Annotated in this window: 15 protein-coding genes; 5 read left to right on the top strand and 10 right to left on the bottom strand. The window is 68.4% G+C overall.

Annotated elements, in window-relative coordinates; translation table 11 throughout:
* Positions 1-302 precede the first annotated feature (302 nt).
* From N5D62_RS11850 to N5D62_RS11820, 7 genes are all read right to left on the bottom strand, one after another.
* Positions 303-821 carry a hypothetical protein gene (locus N5D62_RS11850; protein ID WP_279758009.1) on the bottom strand — a complete coding sequence of 173 codons (519 nt, stop codon included), beginning with the start codon at positions 819-821 and terminating at the stop codon, positions 303-305.
* Positions 822-1,002: 181 nt separating this feature from the next.
* Positions 1,003-1,746 (bottom strand): ABC transporter ATP-binding protein, encoded by a 744-nt coding sequence (locus tag N5D62_RS11845; RefSeq protein WP_279758045.1) that lies wholly within the window; start codon positions 1,744-1,746, stop codon positions 1,003-1,005.
* A gap of 32 nt (positions 1,747-1,778) precedes the next feature.
* Positions 1,779-2,570, bottom strand: coding sequence for an ABC transporter ATP-binding protein (locus tag N5D62_RS11840; RefSeq protein ID WP_279758008.1), 792 nt, complete (start codon positions 2,568-2,570; stop codon positions 1,779-1,781).
* Positions 2,567-3,934: a branched-chain amino acid ABC transporter permease gene (locus N5D62_RS11835; protein WP_279758044.1), complete on the bottom strand. Its 1,368-nt coding sequence runs from the start codon at positions 3,932-3,934 to the stop codon at positions 2,567-2,569. Before N5D62_RS11835 ends, N5D62_RS11840 begins: the two co-directional genes overlap by 4 nt.
* A 15-nt stretch (positions 3,935-3,949) precedes the next feature.
* Positions 3,950-4,951: a branched-chain amino acid ABC transporter permease gene (locus N5D62_RS11830; protein WP_279758007.1), complete on the bottom strand. Its 1,002-nt coding sequence runs from the start codon at positions 4,949-4,951 to the stop codon at positions 3,950-3,952.
* A 28-nt stretch (positions 4,952-4,979) separates the two neighbouring features.
* The gene (locus tag N5D62_RS11825) at positions 4,980-6,170 is read right to left on the bottom strand and encodes a branched-chain amino acid ABC transporter substrate-binding protein (protein WP_279758043.1); all 1,191 of its coding nucleotides are present in this window, start codon (positions 6,168-6,170) and stop codon (positions 4,980-4,982) included.
* Between the two features lie 253 nt (positions 6,171-6,423).
* Positions 6,424-8,094: a 3-(methylthio)propionyl-CoA ligase gene (locus N5D62_RS11820; protein ID WP_279758006.1), complete on the bottom strand. Its 1,671-nt coding sequence runs from the start codon at positions 8,092-8,094 to the stop codon at positions 6,424-6,426.
* Between the two features lie 258 nt (positions 8,095-8,352).
* On the opposite strand from N5D62_RS11820, the gene N5D62_RS11815 reads away from it, so the two are divergent.
* Positions 8,353-9,894 (top strand): methyl-accepting chemotaxis protein, encoded by a 1,542-nt coding sequence (locus N5D62_RS11815; protein ID WP_279758005.1) that lies wholly within the window; start codon positions 8,353-8,355, stop codon positions 9,892-9,894.
* Positions 9,895-9,897: 3 nt separating this feature from the next.
* Here the strand turns inward: N5D62_RS11815 and minE are convergent, their stop codons facing one another.
* From minE to minC, 3 genes are read right to left on the bottom strand one after another with little or no spacing between them, the layout of a single operon-like run.
* The gene (minE, locus tag N5D62_RS11810; RefSeq protein WP_279758004.1) at positions 9,898-10,161 is read right to left on the bottom strand and encodes a cell division topological specificity factor MinE; all 264 of its coding nucleotides are present in this window, start codon (positions 10,159-10,161) and stop codon (positions 9,898-9,900) included.
* Between the two features lie 18 nt (positions 10,162-10,179).
* Positions 10,180-10,992, bottom strand: coding sequence for a septum site-determining protein MinD (gene minD, locus N5D62_RS11805; protein ID WP_279758003.1), 813 nt, complete (start codon positions 10,990-10,992; stop codon positions 10,180-10,182).
* Positions 10,993-11,042: 50 nt separating this feature from the next.
* A complete protein-coding gene (gene minC / locus N5D62_RS11800; RefSeq protein WP_279758001.1) occupies positions 11,043-11,942 on the bottom strand; it encodes a septum site-determining protein MinC in 900 nt (299 codons plus the stop codon).
* A gap of 764 nt (positions 11,943-12,706) precedes the next feature.
* Here minC and N5D62_RS11795 point away from each other — a divergent pair.
* The 4 genes from N5D62_RS11795 to N5D62_RS11780 all read left to right on the top strand — a co-directional run bounded on the left by N5D62_RS11795 (position 12,707) and on the right by N5D62_RS11780 (position 16,987).
* The gene (locus tag N5D62_RS11795) at positions 12,707-13,699 is read left to right on the top strand and encodes a bile acid:sodium symporter (RefSeq protein WP_279758000.1); all 993 of its coding nucleotides are present in this window, start codon (positions 12,707-12,709) and stop codon (positions 13,697-13,699) included.
* Between the two features lie 79 nt (positions 13,700-13,778).
* Entirely contained in the window at positions 13,779-15,824 is a 2,046-nt protein-coding gene (gene metG / locus N5D62_RS11790; protein ID WP_279757999.1) for a methionine--tRNA ligase, read from the top strand.
* A 53-nt stretch (positions 15,825-15,877) separates the two neighbouring features.
* Positions 15,878-16,081 (top strand): DUF3460 family protein, encoded by a 204-nt coding sequence (locus N5D62_RS11785; RefSeq protein ID WP_279757998.1) that lies wholly within the window; start codon positions 15,878-15,880, stop codon positions 16,079-16,081.
* Positions 16,082-16,144: 63 nt separating this feature from the next.
* Positions 16,145-16,987 carry a ScpA family protein gene (locus tag N5D62_RS11780; RefSeq protein ID WP_279758042.1) on the top strand — a complete coding sequence of 281 codons (843 nt, stop codon included), beginning with the start codon at positions 16,145-16,147 and terminating at the stop codon, positions 16,985-16,987.
* The last annotated feature ends 29 nt before the right edge of the window (positions 16,988-17,016 follow it).

Below are 17,016 nucleotides of genomic sequence, written 5' to 3'. Positions count from 1 at the left end.
TCCAGTGGGGGAATGAGCCTCGCCGCCGGCGCGATGTCTCCTCGGACGCCAGGGCGAAAAGAACGATCGTTCGATTCTAGGCAGCCCGGGTGCGAGACGCTTGTCTCTGCTGTGACAAGCAGTTCGGCGCGGCATCGGGGGAAGCCCCGACGGCCGGGGCGACCAGGGCGACCAGGGCGACCAGGGCGATCAGGGCGGCCAGGGCGGCCAGGGCGACCTGGACGGCCGGGTCGATCAGGCTGGTCGGGACCGACAGGGGCCGCGACGCGGCCGGACCGGCGCTCCCGCGCCGGCCGGGGTGGTCAGAACGGCTTGTCGAGCTGCGTCGGCGCGAAGCCGCGCGGCGCGGCGTCCGAATCCTGGATCTCGGTGCGGGCGAAGCCGCCCTCGGCGGCGCGTTCGCGGGCGCGTTCGGCGCGCTGCGCGGCCAGGTCGACCGGCGGCTCGGGCGCGCGGGGTTTCTCGATCGGACGGAAGCTCGACAGCGGCGAGGGCGCGCTCACGGGCGAGACGGAGTCCAGCGGCAGGATCGACTCGGCCGCGTCCTGCTGCGAGTCATGCGGCACGGCCGCGAGCGCCGCCTTGCGGCGCATGCGCTCGGCGATCAGGCGCAGCTCGCCGAGCTCCATCTGCATGCGCTCGATCTGGCGCCGGGCCTGCGTGGTCTGCTCGTTGAGCAGCTGGCGCGACGATTCGATGCGGTCGATCAGGCGCCGAGCCCGCTTGAGCTTGGCCCACCACCATCCGCTGGCGACCGCCCCACCCACCGCCAATCCAGCCAGCGACCCCGCGACGACCATCCAAGGCTGCACCGAATTCATGGGCGGCTCCCTGTTCTTCTGTCCTGGCGGCCAATGTAGTCCGCCACCCCCCGCTTGTCGCGGGATGGGCCACCCGGATCAGGGGACGCCGGCACGCGGCGGGGGGCCTTCGAACGTGGGGGGAGGCGATGTCGGGAATGCCGACATCCCGACGGGGCGCGGTGGCCCGCCGGGACCTGCCTCAGACCTCCAGCCACTCCTTGCGCACGTAGGCGTTGGCGCGCAGCTCGGCAGGCGTGCCCTCGAACACGATGCGGCCATGGCCCATCACGTAGCAGCGCTCGCTGATCTCCAGCGCGATCGCCAGCTTCTGCTCCACCAGCAGCACCGACACGCCGCGCCGCTTGAGCTCCTTGAGGTACTCCGCCACCAGCTCGACGATCTTGGGCGCCAGCCCTTCCGTCGGCTCGTCGATCATGATCAGGTCCGGGTCGCCCATCAGCGTGCGGCACAGCGTCAGCATCTGCTGCTCGCCGCCGGAGAGCACGCCGGCCTCGGTGTGCTGGCGCTCCTTCAGGCGCGGGAACATCGCGTACATGTCGTCGAAGCTCCAGCGCGGCTTGGCTCCGCGGCGGCCGCCCTTCTCCCCGAGCATCAGGTTCTGGTGCACCGTGAGCTTGGGGAAGATGTCGCGGTTCTCCGGCACGTAGCCGATGCCGCGGTGCGCGATCTCGTAGGCCTTTCGGCCCAGCAGCTCCTCGCCGCCCCAGGCGATCGAGCCCGTGCCGTCGACTTGCCCCATGATCGTCTTCACCGTCGTCGAGCGCCCCGAGCCGTTGCGGCCCAGCAGGCTGACGATCTCGCCGGGCCGCACCGTCATCGACACGCCGTGCAGCACATGGCTCTTGCCGTAGAAGGCATGGACGTTGTCCAGCGCCAGCGCCCGCGTGCCGGCCGCCGTGGCGCCCGCCGCCGCGGCGCGCATCGCGCCGACGTTGCTGTCGTGCAGGGCGGCGCTCATGCGTGCGCTCCCGCGGCCTGAGACTCGGCCAGCACCGAGCCGAGGTAGGCCTCCTGCACCCGCGTGTTGGCGCGCACCGCGTCGGGCGTGTCGAAGGCGATCACCTCGCCGTAGACCAGCACCGCGATCTTGTCGGCCAGGCCGAAGACGACCCCCATGTCGTGCTCCACCGTCAGCAGCGTGCGGCCCTCGGTGACCTGGCGGATCAGCTGGATGAAGCGCCTGGTCTCGCTCTTGCTCATGCCTGCCGTCGGTTCGTCCAGCAGGATCACCTGCGAGCCGCCGGCGATCGTGATGCCGATCTCCAGCGCGCGGGCCTCGGCGTAGGTCAGGTTGACCGCCGGCACGTCGCGCTTCTTGTCCAGGTGGATCATCTCCAGCAGCTCCTCGACCCGGTCGTTGACCTCGTCCATGCCGGCGAGGAACTTCCAGAACGCGTACTTCTGGCCCATCGACCACAGCAGCGCGCAGCGGATGTTCTCGAACACCGACAGCCGCGTGAACAGGTTGGACACCTGGAAGCTGCGCGACAGGCCGCGGCGGTTGATCTTGTAGGGCGGCAGCTGGTCGATGCGCTCGCCGAAGAGCCGGATCTCGCCGCTGGTGGGCGCGAAGCGGCCGCTGATCAGGTTGAACAGCGTGGACTTGCCGGCGCCGTTCGGGCCGATGATCGCCACGCGCTCGCCGGGTTTCACCGCGAGCTCCGCGCCGCGGATGATCTCGCTCTTGCCGAAGCTCTTGCGCACGGCCTTGAGCTCCAGCGCGTACGGGGTGTTGGCGGCGCTCACAGGCTCTCCCTCCGCTTGATCTCCTTCTCGATCTCCTCCTGCGCCTTGTCCCACTCGGCGCGGAACTGGCGGCGCAGCAGCTCGAACAGGCCCAGCCCGGTCAGCAGCACGAAGCCGGCGCCGAACCAGGACTCGACGCTCCTGGCGTTCAACGCCAGGCCGAGGTAACTCATCTTCGGACCGAGGGCCTCGTTGAGCTGCAGGTGGTAGAGCATCTCCACCATCGCCGAGCCGCCCAGCAGCATCGTCACCGCCGCGCCGGCCAGGCCCAGGTAGGACGGCCACAGCGCGCGCAACTTGCCGAAGGCCGCCAGCCGCAGGTTCATCATGATCAGCGAGGCGATGCCGCCCGGCGCGTACATCACCATGAACAGGAACACCAGGCCCAGGTAGAGCAGCCAGGCCTTGGTCAGCTCCGACAGCAGCACCAGCGCGACCACCATCAGCACCGCGCCGATGATGGGCCCGAAGAAGAAGGTCGCGCCGCCCAGGAAGGTGAACAGCAGGTAGGCGCCGGAGCGCGCCGCGCCGACGACCTCCGCGGTGACGATCTCGAAGTTCAGCGCCGACAGCCCGCCCGACACGCCGGCGAAGAAGCCCGCGATCAGGAACGCGAGGAAGCGCACCCACTGCGTGTCGTAGCCGATGAATTCGACGCGCTCGGGGTTGTCGCGCACCGCGTTGAGCATGCGGCCCAGCGGCGTGCGCGTGAACGCGTACAGCAGCGCCGTGCAGACGAAGCAGTAGACGGCGATCAGGTAATAGACCTGGATCTGCGGCCCGAAGCTGATGCCCCAGACCGCCTTGCCGACGACGCGGTTGGAGGAGATGCCGCCCTCGCCGCCGAAGAACTCCGGCAGCATCAGCGACATCGACCAGATCAGCTCGCCCAGGCCCAGCGTGATCATCGCGAACGGGGTGCCGGATTTCTTGGTCGAGACGTAGCCGAACAGCGCCGCGAAGCCCAGCCCCGCGAAGCCGCCGACGATCGGCACCAGGCTGACCGGCAGCGCGAGCTGGCCGGCGCCGACGGTGTTGAGCGTGTGGATCGCGAGGTAGGCGCCCAGCCCGCTGTAGACCGCGTGGCCGAAGCTGAGCATGCCGCCCTGCCCCAGCAGCAGGTTGTAGGACAGGCACGCGATGATCGCGATCCCCATCTGCGACAGCATCGTCTGCGCCAGGCTGCTGGTCCACATCAGCGGCGCGACGATCAGCGCGATCGCGTACAGGCTCCAGATCAGCCAGCGGCCGACGTTGTGCGGCTTGAAGTGGTAGGTCTCGCCCCGCTTCGCGCGGCCGGGGCGCTCGCCGGCCGACGCGGCCGCCGGCGTGGCGGCGGTGGAGGAGGTGCTCGAGGACGGCATGACGGCGGACATCGGTCAGCCCTCCCGCGTGCCGAGCAGGCCCTTGGGCCGGAAGATCAGGATCAGGACCATCAGCAGGTAAGGCAGGATCGGCGCGACCTGCGCCAGCGTGAGCTTGAGCAGCGGGTAGCCGAAGGTGTCGGGGCCGAGCTGGAACGCCTGCGCCAGCGACACGTCCACGGTCAGCGGCAGCGTCTGCAGCAGCCCGATGACGATCGAGGCGACGAAGGCGCCGGCCAGCGAGCCGATGCCGCCGACCACGACCACCACGAAGATGATCGAGCCGACGATCACCGCCATCGCGGGCTCGGTGACGAAGGTGATGCCGCCGATCACGCCGGCCAGCGCCGCCAGCGCGCAGCCGCTGCCGAACACCAGCATGAACACGCGCGGCACGTTGTGGCCCAGCGCCTCCACCATCTCCGGATGGGTCAGCGCGGCCTGGATCACCAGCCCGATGCGGGTGCGCGTCAGCAGCAGCCACAGCGACAGCAGCATGAACAGCGCCACCAGCATCATGAAGGCGCGGGTCAGCGGGAACTTGGAGCAGCTGGCCGCGGCGCACAGCGCGGCCGGGGCCTCGCCCCAGACCAGGCTCAGCGCCTGGTCGGGCGCGTGCACCAGCGTGAAGGCCGCGCCCTGCAGCGCCGCCGGCGGCGGGAACGGCACCGCCGTGCGGCCCCAGACCAGCTGGACCAGCTCCAGCACGACGTAGGACAGGCCGAAGGTGATCAGCAGCTCGGGGACATGGCCGAACTTGTGGACGCGCCGCAGCGCGCCCCGCTCGAACACGGCCCCGAGGCCGCCCACCACCAGCGGCGCGAGGAACAACGCGGGCCAGAACCCGATCCATCCGGCGATCGTGTAGGCGACATAGGCGCCCAGCATGTAGAAGCTCGCATGCGCGAAGTTCAGCACGCCCATCATGCTGAAGATCAGCGTGAGGCCGGAGCTCAGCATGAACAGCAGCAGCCCGGAGGACAGGCCGTTCAGCAGGTTGATCAGGATCTGTTCCACGTCGTGTCGCTCGCGTTGTCGGAGACGGTCAGCCCGGGCGCTTCATCTGGCAGCTCGTGGGCGTGCTGGCCACGTAGGCGTCGTAGGTCTTCACCATCGCGAAGTTGAAGCCGGTGTTCTCGACGTTGTACGGATGCTTGGCGTCGACCTTCTCCCAGCGCGAGATGAAGATCGGCTGCTGCAGCTGGTGGTCGGTCTTGCGCATCTCGACGTCGCCGTTGAAGCTCTTGAACTTCAGGCCCTCCAGCGCGGCGGCCACCTTCAGCGGGTCGGTGCTCTTGGCCTTGGCCATCGCCGCGCCCAGCGCCGAGTAGATGTGGATGACGCTGCCGGTGTAGAAGTCGTCGTTGAACTTGGCCTTGAACTCGTTGGCCCACTGGTCCATCTGGCCGCCCATGTTGTTGTAGTTGTAGGCCGCCTGGTAGACCCGGCCGGCGCCCGCGGCGCCGATGGCCGTCGGCGTGCCGGTGACGCCGGCGTAGTAGGTGTAGAACTTGCCGTTGAAGCCGGCCTCGGCCGCGGCCTTGACCAGCAGCGCCAGGTCCGAGCCCCAGTTGCCGGTGATCACCGTGTCGGCGCCGCTGGCCTTGATCTTGGCGACGTAGGGCGCGAAGTCGCGCACCTGGGCCAGCGGATGCAGGTCCTCGCCGACGACCTGGATGTCGGGCCGCTTCTTGCCCAGCATCTCCTTGGCGTACTTGGCGACCTGGTGGCCGTGCGCGTAGTTCTGGTTGAGCAGGTAGACCTTCTTGACGTCGGGCTGGTCCTTCAGGAAGGTCGTGATCGCCTCCATCTTCATCGACGTGTCGGCGTCGAAGCGGAAGTGCCAGTAGCTGCACTTGCTGTTGGTCAGGTCGGGATCCACCGCCGAGTGGTTGAGGTACAGCACCTCCTTGCCGGGGTTGCGCTCGTTGTGCTTGTTGACCGCGTCGATGATGGCCAGCGCGGCGCCCGAGCCGTTGCCCTGCGTCACGTAGCGCACGCCCTGGTCGATCGCCGACTTCAGCGCGTTGAGCGACTCGGCCGGGCTGAGCTTGTTGTCGATCGGGATGATCTCGAACTTCACGCCGGCGGGATTGGTCGCGTTGAACTTCTCGGCGAAGAACTGGAACGACTTCACCTGGTTCTGCCCCACCGGGGCCATCAGCCCGGACAGCGGATCGATCCAGGCGATCTTCACCACCTCGCCCTTCTGCGCGTGGGCGCCGGCGGCGGCCATCAGCGCGAACGCGCCGACCACCACGGACCGGGCCACGGGAAGGGCCAGCGAAGGAATCGGACGCGTGCTGTGCTTGCTCATGCTTGTCTCCTGATGTGGTTGTGATTGCAAGGCGATCGGAAGCGACGTAGTACGGCGTGAAGCGACGGACTGCTGAGGACTGCGGTGAAGAAAATCGGCGGGACGACTCCTGCGGAGAGGGACCGGGCGCGGCGGGCTCGATACCGCGCGGGATCCGGGGAACGCGGCGGGCTCAGCAGCCCGGCAGCTTGTGGGACTTGAACTGCTCGCGCAGCCGGAGCTTGAGCATCTTGCCGGTGGCCGTGTGCGGGATCTCGTCGACGAACACGACGTCGTCGGGCACCTGCCACTTGGCGATCTTTCCCTCGTAGAACCCGAGCACCGACTCGCGGGTCAGCGCCGCGCCGGCCTCGCCGGGCTTGCGCACGACCACCAGCAGCGGGCGCTCGTCCCACTTCGGATGCGGCACGGCGATGACGGCGGCCTCGTGGATCGCCGGATGCGCCATCGCGATGTTCTCGACGTCGATCGAGCTGATCCACTCGCCGCCGGACTTGATGACGTCCTTGCTGCGGTCGGTGATCTGCATGAAGCCGTCGGCGTCGATCGCGGCGACGTCGCCGGTGGGGAACCACAGGCCGGCGTCGCGGCCGTCCTCGCCGGTGACGCGGATCAGCGGCGAGCCGTCATGGCCGAAGTAGCTGTCGATCACCCAGGGCCCGCGCACCACCAGGTTGCCCGAGGTCTTGCCGTCCCAGGGCAGCGCGCGGCCGGTGTCGTCGACGACGGCCATGTCCACGCCGTAGATCGCCTTGCCCTGCTTCTCCAGCAGGTGGCGCTGCTGCTCGACGGGCAGCTCGAGCTGCCGGCTGTTGAGCCTGGAGAGCGTGCCCAGCGGCGACATCTCGGTCATGCCCCAGGCGTGGATGACGTCGACGCCGTAGTCGTCCATCAGCGTGCGCAGCATCGCCGGCGGGCAGGCGGAACCGCCGATCACCGTGCGCTTGAAGGTCGAGAACTTCAGCCCGTTCGCGCCGACGTAGTTCAGCAGGCCCAGCCAGACGGTGGGCACGCCGGCGCTGAAGGTCACCTGCTCGTTCTCGAAGAGCTCGTACAGCGACTTGCCGTCCAGGTGCGGCCCCGGCATCACCAGCTTGCAGCCCACCAGCGCGGTGCTGTACGGCAGGCCCCAGGCGTTGACGTGGAACATCGGCACCACCGGCAGGATCACGTCGCGCCGCGAGGCGGCCATCGCGTCGGGCAGCGCCGCGCCGTACGCGTGCAGCACCGAGCTGCGGTGGCTGTAGACGGCCCCCTTCGGATGGCCGGTCGTGCCGCTCGTGTAGCAGATGCTGGAGGCGGTGTTCTCGTCGAACTCCGGCCAGACGTAGCGGCCGTCCTCGGCGGCGACCAGGTCCTCGTAGCACAGCAGGTCCGGGATGGCCGTCGACGCCGGCATGTGGGCGCGGCCCGTCATCAGGATGAAGTGGCGGACCTGGCCGAGCTGCGGCGCGATCTTCTCGATCAGCGGCAGGAAGGTCAGGTCGAAGCACAACGCGCGGTCCTCGGCGTCGTTGGCGATCCAGGCGATCTGCTCGGGGAACAGCCGCGGATTGATCGTGTGGCAGACCAGCGCGGAGCCGGAGGTGCCGTAGTAGATCTCCAGGTGGCGGTGGCCGTTCCAGGCCAGCGTGCCGACGCGCTCGCCGGGCCGCAGGCCGAGCCGGGCGAAGGCCTGGGCCAGTTGCCGGGAACGGAACTCGACCTCCGCCCAGGTGGTGCGGTGCACGTCGCCTTCGACGCGCTTGCTGACGATCTCGGTGTCCCCGGAATGCCGCGCCGCATGCTGGATCAACGACGAGATCAGCAGCGGCATCGACATCATCTGGCCCATCAGTGCCATGTCGTCTCCTGGTGTTGTGGACGGGTCTCTTCGCGCCGGCGCGCCCGGACCCGCTCGTTGTCGGCCTTCGGGTCAGTCTATCGACCGGCCCCCACGCCTCGCGTCACCCTAGTGACGCGGCGGCGGTTCTGGCATAGGGGATTACACGGGACCGACGCGTGTGGAAGTTCTCTTGGCGCTGACACGAAGCGCTGCTCAGAATCGGTGCGTCCGGCTCCCGGCTTCCGAAAACCAGAACCCACGACCAAGGAGACACCGATGCGGCTCAACGACCTTCCCCTGGCCAGCAAGCTCAACGGCGCGATCGTGCTGCTCATCGTGGCGATGCTCGTGGTGGGCACGCTCACGCTGTGGCGCAACGACCGGATCGCCAGCGAGTCCACCGCGGCGATCAACGACGCGCAGGACATCATCCGCAAGTCGGTCCAATGGCAGGGCATGACGCAGACGGCGGTGGCGCGCAGCATGGCCAGCGCGATCAGCTCCGACCCCGCGGTGGGCGAGCTGTTCAAGGCCAACATCGCCAACGACGCGCCCGAGGTCGCCAAGCTGCGCGAGCAGATCGCCGCGCAGGCGCAACGGCCCGAGGACCAGGCCAAGCTCAAGGAGATCGTCGGCCTGGGGCAGACGCTGCTGGCGGCCAGCAAGAAGGCGCGCGAGGCCGGCGCGGCCGGCGACTGGAGCGCCACCAGCCGCATCGTGCAGAACGAGTACGCGCCGTCGGTGAAGGTCTACCTCGAGGCGATCGGCCAGTTCGTCGCGATGCAGGAGCAGCGCGCGGACGCGGCGCGCCAGGCGGCGGTCGACGCGCGGTCGGCGCTGCGCTGGCAGGCGGGGCTGAGCGCGATCGTGATCGCGGCGGTCGGCCTCGTCACCGCCTGGCTGCTGAGCCGCGCGATCGTGCAGCCGATGGCGCAGGCGGTGCGCGTGGCCGAGGCGGTCGCCGGCGGCGACCTGCGCTCCGACATCCGCATCGACAGCCGCGACGAGACCGGCCAGCTGCTGGGCGCGCTCAAGCGGATGAACGACAGCCTGACCGGCATCGTCGGCCAGGTGCGGATGAGCAGCGACTCGATCGCCACCGGCACCGGCGAGATCGCCACCGGCAACGCCGACCTGTCGCAACGCACCGAGCAGCAGGCCGCCAACCTGGAGGAGACCGCCGCCTCGATGGAACAGCTGACCGCGACGGTCAAGCAGAACGCCGAGACCGCGCGCACCGCCACCCAGCTCGCGCAGACCGCGTCGACGGTGGCGGCCGAAGGCGGCCAGGCGGTGCAGGAAGTGGTCGCGGTGATGCGGCAGATCGACGAAAGCTCGCGCCGCATCACCGACATCATCGGCACCATCGACGGCATCGCGTTCCAGACCAACATCCTGGCGCTGAACGCGGCCGTCGAGGCCGCCCGCGCCGGCGAACAGGGACGCGGCTTCGCCGTCGTCGCCAGCGAGGTCCGCGCCCTCGCTCAGCGCAGCGCGGCGGCGGCCAAGGAGATCAAGACACTGATCGGCGACAGCGGCGCCAAGGTCGAAACCGGCTCCCGCCTCGCGGGATCGGCCGGCGAAACCATGGGACAGATCGTCGACCAGGTGAAACGGGTCTCCGACCTGATCTCCGAGATCAGCGCCGCCAGCGCCGAACAAAGCCAAGGCATCGACCAGATCGGCGACGCGATCAGCCAGCTCGACCAGGTCACGCAGCAGAACGCCGCGCTCGTCGAGGAATCGGCCGCCGCGGCCGAAAGCCTCAAGCAACAGGCCGCGCAGCTCAATCAGGCCGTGGCCGTGTTCAGGCTGTGAGGGTCAGGTCTTGCGACCCTCGGGCAACTCGATCTTCACCTCGAGCACCTCGAGGTCGTCCTGGCGCTCCATGTGCACCTTGATGTCGTCCGGATTGATGGCGACGTACTTCGAGATCACCGCCAGCAGCTCGCGCTGCAACTGCGGCAGGTAGTCGGGGCTCGCGCCCCGGCCATTGCGTTCGTGGGCGAGGATCAGTTGCAGGCGCTCCTTGGCGACGCTGGCAGTGCTTTTCTTCTCGCCCAGGAAGAAGGACATGAATCCCATGGTCTCTCCCCGTGGATGTCAGCGACCGAACAGGCGCTTGAAGAAGCCCGGCTTCACCGCCTCGACGAAGCGCATCGGCTTGTCCTCGCCCAGGAAGCGGGCCACGACGTCGGCATAGGCCTCGGCGACATCCGTGCCCTTCAGGTGGATCGCCGGCAAGCCCTGGTTGGACGCCTGCAGCACGCTCTCGCTCTCCGGGATCACGCCGATCAGCGTCGTGCGCAGGATCTCGTGGATGTCCTCCAGCGACAGCATCTGCCCGCCCTCGACCCGGTTCGGGTTGTAGCGCGTGATCAGCAGGTGCTCCTTGACCGGCTCCTTGCCCTCGATCGCCCGCTTGGTCTTGCTGTTGAGCATGCCCAGGATGCGATCGCTGTCGCGCACCGACGAGACCTCGGGGTTGGTCACCACCAGCGCTTCGTCCGCGTAATGCATCGCCATCAGTGCGCCCGTCTCGATGCCGGCCGGCGAGTCGCAGACGATGTAGTCGAACTCCATCGTCTTGAGCTCCTCCAGCACCCGCTCGACGCCCTCCTGCTTGAGCGCGTCCTTGTCGCGCGTCTGCGAGGCCGCCAGGATGAACAGCTTGTCCAGCTGCTTGTCCTTGATCAGCGCCTGGCCCAGCTTGACCTCGTCGTTGATGACGTTGATCAGGTCATACACGACGCGACGCTCGCAGCCCATGATCAGGTCGAGGTTGCGCAGGCCGACGTCGAAGTCGATCACCGCGGTCTTGTAGCCGCGCATCGCGAGGCCGGTGGCGAAGCTGGCGCTGGTCGTGGTCTTGCCCACGCCGCCCTTGCCGGAAGTCACCACAACGATCTTGGTCATGGGTCGAGGTCCTTCTTTCAATGTGTCTGGTTGGGGAGGATCCCGGGCCCTCAGGCGCCCAGCGGCTCCATGATCAATTTCTCGCCGTCGAGCCGGACCTGCGCCGCCTTGCCGCGCACGTTGTCCGGCAGCGGGTTCTCGCTGGTGCGGTAGATGCCGGCGATGGCGATGAGCTCGGCCTCGAGCTGCTGCGCGAAGATGCGCGCCTGCGCATTGCCGCGCGCCCCCGCGATCGCCTTGCCGCGCAGCGGCGCGTAGACGTGGATGCTGCCGTCGGCGATCACCTCGGCGCCATGGTTCACCGCCGCCAGCACCACCAGGTCGGCCCCCTTGGCGTAGACCTGCTGGCCCGAGCGCAGCGGCTTGTCGACGTAGACCGTCTTCGACTCCGCCGGCACCGGCACCTCGACCGGACGCTCGACGACCACTTCCTTGACGACCTGCTGGACGACCTGTTCGACGCGCGGCTCGCGCTCGGCGCGCACCGGCTGGTCCGGCGCCTCGGCCAGGCCCAGCGCCGCGGCCTGCTCGAGTTCGGCGGCGTTCGCCCCGATCACCCCCACCGGCTGCAGCCGGTGACGGCGCAGCAGCGGCAGCAGCGCGGCGAGCTCCACGCGGGCCGCCGGCTCGGCCGCGGCGACCGGCGCCTCGGCGTCCAGGCCCAGTTCGCCCTGGCCGTCGGCGGCGGCGGAAGCCTCCACCGGGGCCGGCGCCTCGGCCGACTCGGCCACGGCGGGCAGCTGGCTCAGGTCCAGCAGCAGCGGATCGTGGTGGAAGGCGTCGGGCGTCTCGCCCAGCCTGGCGGCCAGTTCCCCGTCGAGCGCGGCCGGATCGGCCGTCTTCAGGACGAGGGCGAGCAGGCTCAGCGAGGCGCTCTTCAGTTCAAAAAGTTCCGGAGTCTTGCCGGCGGCCGACCGCCCCGACAAAGTGCCCGCCACTGCCTGCGTCATGAAAGAAATGAGGAATGCGTTTGCAAAGTCGCGGATTTTAGCGGTGCGCCGAGCGCCTCCTTTTAGGGGCCTGCCCGGCCCGCGCGGCCCTCGACACCGTCATCGGCTGTCGCGCGGATGTCATCCACGGACGCCATGTCGCCTCGTCCAGCGTCATGGCCTCGTTGTCAACCTAAAAATCATGGACCTGGGGCTTGACTTATCCCCATCGCGCCGCTTACCCGAACTGGCGCGCACCCGTGCTGCATCGCAGCTGCTCGTTTTCCCGGCACGCCGCCAAGTCGTTGATTCATATGGAGCGATTTCGCGTGCCCGGAAAAGAGGCACGGAACCTCCGACGACCGTCGATCAAGGGTTTAGAGCGATCCCCGGCAGGTTTCCCACAAAGTTATCCACAGCCACGGTGGATAGCTTTCGGGGGTCTTTGAAATCAACCATTTAGCGGGGGTCGTTGAACCGCCGGACGAGGTGGATCCCCCTTCCGGAAGGCGCCGGAGGGGCTGTCGGAGGGGCACGACAGGCGCCCGGACCGTTACAAGTCGGGGCCATGACGCCGTGCGCAGGCCCGTCGGGCCGTGCGATTGCCGTCATGAATGCACCACCGCGCGTCACGAATCCGACATCCGGGGCGGACAGCGTTCCGCCGCGCTCGTCAATCGGGACACCGGCAAGGCTGATGACAGGCGGGCAAGTCGCGCGCCCGCTAGAGTCCCTGCTTTCCCCGATGGTCACGACATGCCGGCCCCGCCGGCGGAAGGAAAGCGATGGGCATCCGCGCCTGGGTCCGCAAGGAGTGGTTTCTGATGGCCCTGGTCGGCGCGGTCGCGCTGGCCAGCGCCTGGCCCGACCTGGGCCGCAGCGGCGGGCTGCTGCGGCTGGAGGTGGTCAGCAACTGGGGCGTGGCGCTGGTGTTCTTCCTCACCGGCCTGGGCCTGTCGGCCGCCGCGCTGCGCGACGGCGCGCTGAAGTGGCGCGTGCACGTGCTGGTGCAGCTGTCGACCTACGTGCTGTTCCCGCTGCTGTGGTGGGGCTTCACCGCGCTGTTCGGCCGCTGGCTGCCGCCCGACCTGGCGCTCGGCTTCGCCTACCTGTGCGCGCTGCCGTCGACGATCTCGTCCTCGGTGGCGATGACGGTGCTGGCCAAGGGCAACGTGCCCGCGGCGATCTTCAACGCCAGCGCCTCCAGCCTGCTGGGCATCGTGCTGACGCCGCTGCTGGTGACCTGGATGGCCGGCACCAGCGGCGCGACGCTGCCGCTGGGCGAGGCGGTCTGGAAGCTGACCCAGCTGCTGCTGCTCCCGCTGGTGGCCGGCCAGTTGCTGCGGCCGCTGCTACTGGGTTTCCACACCCGGCACAAGGCGCGGATCACGCTGGTGGACCGCTGGGTGATCGTGCTGCTGGTGCTGTCGGCGTTCAGCGACTCGGTCGCCTCGGGCCTGTGGCGCGACCACGGCGCGGAACTGCTGGTCAAGGCCGCCCTGGGCGCCGCGGCCTTCCTGGCCGTGGTGATCGTGCTGAGCCGCCTGGCGGCGCGCGCGATGGGCCTGTCGGTGGAGGACGAAATCGCCGCCGTGTTCTGCGGCTCCAAGAAGACGCTGGCCTCCGGCGTGCCGATGGCCAAGCTGCTGTTCGGCGCGCATCCGGCGGTCGGCGTGATCGTCCTGCCGATCATGTTCTATCACCAGCTGCAGCTGATCCTGTGCTCGTGGCTCGCCCAGCGCTACGCGGCGCGGCCAAGGCCCTCAACCGGCGCCTAAAATGGCCGGTTCCCCGCACGTGGCCGCACCGATCCAGGCTCCGGGCGCGCGGGGAACCCCTCGCAGCTCCCATCGCGCCATGACACGCAAGCTCTTCGTCACCACCGCCCTCCCCTACGCCAATGCGAACTTCCACATTGGCCACATCATGGAGTACACGCAGGCCGACATCTGGGTGCGCTTCCAGCGGATGGCGGGCAGCGAGGTGCACTTCGTCTGCGCCGACGACGCGCACGGCGCGCCGATCATGATCGCGGCCGAGAAGGCCGGGAAGGCGCCGCAGCAGTTCGTGGCCGACATCGCCGCGGGCCGCCAGAAGTACCTCGACGGCTTCCACATCAGCTTCGACAACTGGCACACCACCGACGGCGCCGAGAACCACGAGCTCTGCAAGGAGATCTACAAGTCGCTGCGCGCCAACGAGCTGATCTCGGTGAAGACCATCGAGCAGTTCTTCGATCCGCAGAAGTCGATGTTCCTGCCCGACCGCTTCATCAAGGGCGAATGCCCGAAGTGCGGCGCCAAGGACCAGTACGGCGATTCCTGCGAGGTCTGCGGCGCCGTCTACACGCCCACCGAGCTGAAGAACCCGTTCTCCGTGCTGACCGGCGCGACGCCGGTGATGAAGAGCTCGGAGCACTACTTCTTCAAGCTGTCCGATCCCCGCTGCGTCGAGTTCCTCGAGCAATGGACCCAGAGCACCGGCCGGCTGCAGTCCGAGGTGCTCAACAAGATCAAGGAATGGTTCGCCAAGGACGAGGACGGCAAGGGCGGCCTGGGCGACTGGGACATCAGCCGCGACGCGCCCTACTTCGGCATCGAGATCCCCGACGCGCCGGGCAAGTACTTCTACGTGTGGGTGGACGCGCCGATCGGCTACCTGGCCTCGCTGAAGAACTACTTCGGCAAGATCGGCCGTGACTTCGACGCGTTCATGAAGGACCCGTCGACCGAGCAGATCCATTTCATCGGCAAGGACATCACCTACTTCCACACGCTGTTCTGGCCGGCGATGCTGCACTTCAGCGGCCGCAAGACGCCCAACCACGTCTACGTGCATGGCTTCCTGACCGTCAACGGCGGCGAGAAGATGTCCAAGAGCCGCGGCACCGGGCTGGATCCGCTGAAGTACCTGTCGCTGGGCATGAACCCCGAGTGGCTGCGCTACTACCTGGCCGCCAAGCTCAACAGCAAGGTCGAGGACCTGGACTTCAACCCCGAGGACTTCGTCGCCCGCGTCAACTCGGACCTGGTCGGCAAGTACATCAACATCGCCAGCCGCGCCGCGGGTTTCCTGTCCAAGCGCTTCGGCGGCCAGCTGTCGGCCGATGTCGGCGTCGAGGGCCTGGCCCTGCTCGACGGCCTGCGCGCGCACAAGGCGACGATCGTCGAGCTGTACGAGACCCGCGAGTTCGGCAAGGCGCTGCGCGAGATCATGCTGCTGGCCGACCGCGTCAACGAGTACGTCGACCAGAACAAGCCCTGGGAGCTGGCCAAGCTCGAGGGCAAGGACCAGGTGCTGCAGGACGTCTGCACCGTCTGCATCGAGGCCTTCCGCCTGCTGTCCATCTACCTGAAGCCGGTGCTGCCGGCGCTCGTCGCCAAGGTCGAGGGCTTCCTGCAGGTCGCGCCGATGGTCTTCGACGACGCCGACCGGCCGCTGGGCGCGCATGTCATCGGCGGCTACGAGCACCTGATGCAGCGCGTCGATCCCAAGATGCTGGACGCGCTGTTCGAGCCGCCCGCCCCGCCCAAGGTCGTGCCCGGCGGCGAGGAACTCGCGCCCGAGATCAAGATCGACGACTTCGCCAAGGTCGACCTGCGCATCGCCCGGATCGTCAAGGCGGAACTGGTCGAGGGCTCGGACAAGCTGCTGCGCCTGACGCTGGACGCCGGCGAAGGCCGGCTGCGCAACGTCTTCAGCGGCATCCGCAGCGCCTACCAGCCCGAGCAGCTCGAGGGCAAGCTCACCGTGCTGGTGGCCAACCTGGCGCCGCGCAAGATGAAGTTCGGCGTGTCCGAGGGCATGGTGCTGGCCGCCAGCCATGCCGACGAGAAGGCCCATCCCGGCGTCTTCGTGCTGGAGCCCTTCCCCGGCGCCCAGCCCGGCATGCGCGTGCGCTGAGCCCTCCAACTAGAATCCATCCCCAGTTTTCGCCCCTCGATCAAGAGACGACCATGCCGCTGTTCTGGAAGAAATACGAATCCGAAGCCACGCAGTTCATCAATGAGCTCAAGGCCAAGAAGCCGACGCTGGAAGCCGAGCAACGCGCCGGCCGCGCGCTGCTGTGGGACCGCGAGCAGGACCGCCAGGCGCAGGCCGGCTACAGCCAGTCGCGCGTGGCCCAGCAGGCCTACGTCTACCAGACCAAGTCCGAGTAATCCGGACACCGGCCCCGCGTCGCCCGCTGCGTGAGCAACGCTGACGACCACCGCGACACCGCCCTGACGCTGCCGGACGATCCGGCGGATCAGGGCGGCGGCGCTTCTTCGCCCGAGGAAGTCGACCACGTCGCCGTCGCGCGCCTGTACGGCGAGCCGCTGTTCGCGCTGCCGCAGGACCTCTACATCCCGCCGGACGCGCTGGAGGTGTTCCTGGAAGCCTTCCAGGGACCGCTGGACCTGCTGCTGTACCTGATCCGCAAGCAGAACTTCAACATCCTCGACATCCCGCTGGCCGAGGTGACCAAGCAGTACCTCAGCTACGTCGAGCAACTGCGCAAGCACAACCTCGAGTTGGCGAGCGAGTACCTGCTGATGGCGGCGATGCTCATCGAGATCAAGTCGCGGATGCTGCTGCCGCCCAAGAAGTCCGAGGACGGCGCCGAGCCCGAGGACCCGCGCGCGGAACTGGTGCGGCGGCTGCTGGAGTACGAGCAGATGAAGCAGGCCGCGATGCGGCTGGACCAGATGCCGGTGCTGGGGCGCGACTTCCTGCGCGCGCAGATCCACATCGAGCAGTCGCTGGCGCCGCGGTTGCCGGACGTGCATGTCGACGACCTGCGCGCCGCCTGGGCCGACCTGATGCGCCGGGCCAAGCTCAACCAGCACCACAAGATCTCGCGCGAGCAGCTGTCGGTGCGCGAGTACATGTCGCACCTGCTGCGCAAGCTGCAGGGCCAGCGATTCGTGGAGTTCGAGGACCTGTTCGAGCTGGACCGCGGGCCGCAGGTGCTGGTCGTGTCCTTCATCGCGATGCTGGAGCTGGCGCGGGAACGGCTGCTCGAGATCACGCAGGCCGAAGCCTTCGCGCCGATCTACGTGCGCCTGGCTTACTCGCCGAGCTGACGACCGACGTCCAGCGCCCGACCCGCGCC

This window comes from Mitsuaria sp. GD03876, assembly GCF_029840635.1.
GTDB lineage: Bacteria > Pseudomonadota > Gammaproteobacteria > Burkholderiales > Burkholderiaceae_C > Roseateles.
This window is presented reverse-complemented; position numbering and strand designations above follow the sequence as displayed.

Excerpts from the sequence above, each read along its gene's own strand:
- metG (WP_279757999.1), top strand. The coding sequence starts at position 13,779 with ATGACACGCAAGCTCTTCGTCACCACCGCCCTCCCCTACGCCAATGCG.
- N5D62_RS11795 (WP_279758000.1), top strand. The coding sequence starts at position 12,707 with ATGGGCATCCGCGCCTGGGTCCGCAAGGAGTGGTTTCTGATGGCCCTG.
- minD (WP_279758003.1), bottom strand. The coding sequence starts at position 10,992 with ATGACCAAGATCGTTGTGGTGACTTCCGGCAAGGGCGGCGTGGGCAAG.
- N5D62_RS11835 (WP_279758044.1), bottom strand. The coding sequence starts at position 3,934 with ATGCCGTCCTCGAGCACCTCCTCCACCGCCGCCACGCCGGCGGCCGCG.
- N5D62_RS11785 (WP_279757998.1), top strand. The coding sequence starts at position 15,878 with ATGCCGCTGTTCTGGAAGAAATACGAATCCGAAGCCACGCAGTTCATC.
- minE (WP_279758004.1), bottom strand. The coding sequence starts at position 10,161 with ATGGGATTCATGTCCTTCTTCCTGGGCGAGAAGAAAAGCACTGCCAGC.
- N5D62_RS11825 (WP_279758043.1), bottom strand. The coding sequence starts at position 6,170 with ATGGCCGCCGCCGGCGCCCACGCGCAGAAGGGCGAGGTGGTGAAGATC.
- minC (WP_279758001.1), bottom strand. The coding sequence starts at position 11,942 with ATGACGCAGGCAGTGGCGGGCACTTTGTCGGGGCGGTCGGCCGCCGGC.
- N5D62_RS11845 (WP_279758045.1), bottom strand. The coding sequence starts at position 1,746 with ATGCGCGCCGCGGCGGCGGGCGCCACGGCGGCCGGCACGCGGGCGCTG.
- N5D62_RS11850 (WP_279758009.1), bottom strand. The coding sequence starts at position 821 with ATGAATTCGGTGCAGCCTTGGATGGTCGTCGCGGGGTCGCTGGCTGGA.
- N5D62_RS11820 (WP_279758006.1), bottom strand. The coding sequence starts at position 8,094 with ATGGCACTGATGGGCCAGATGATGTCGATGCCGCTGCTGATCTCGTCG.
- N5D62_RS11815 (WP_279758005.1), top strand. The coding sequence starts at position 8,353 with ATGCGGCTCAACGACCTTCCCCTGGCCAGCAAGCTCAACGGCGCGATC.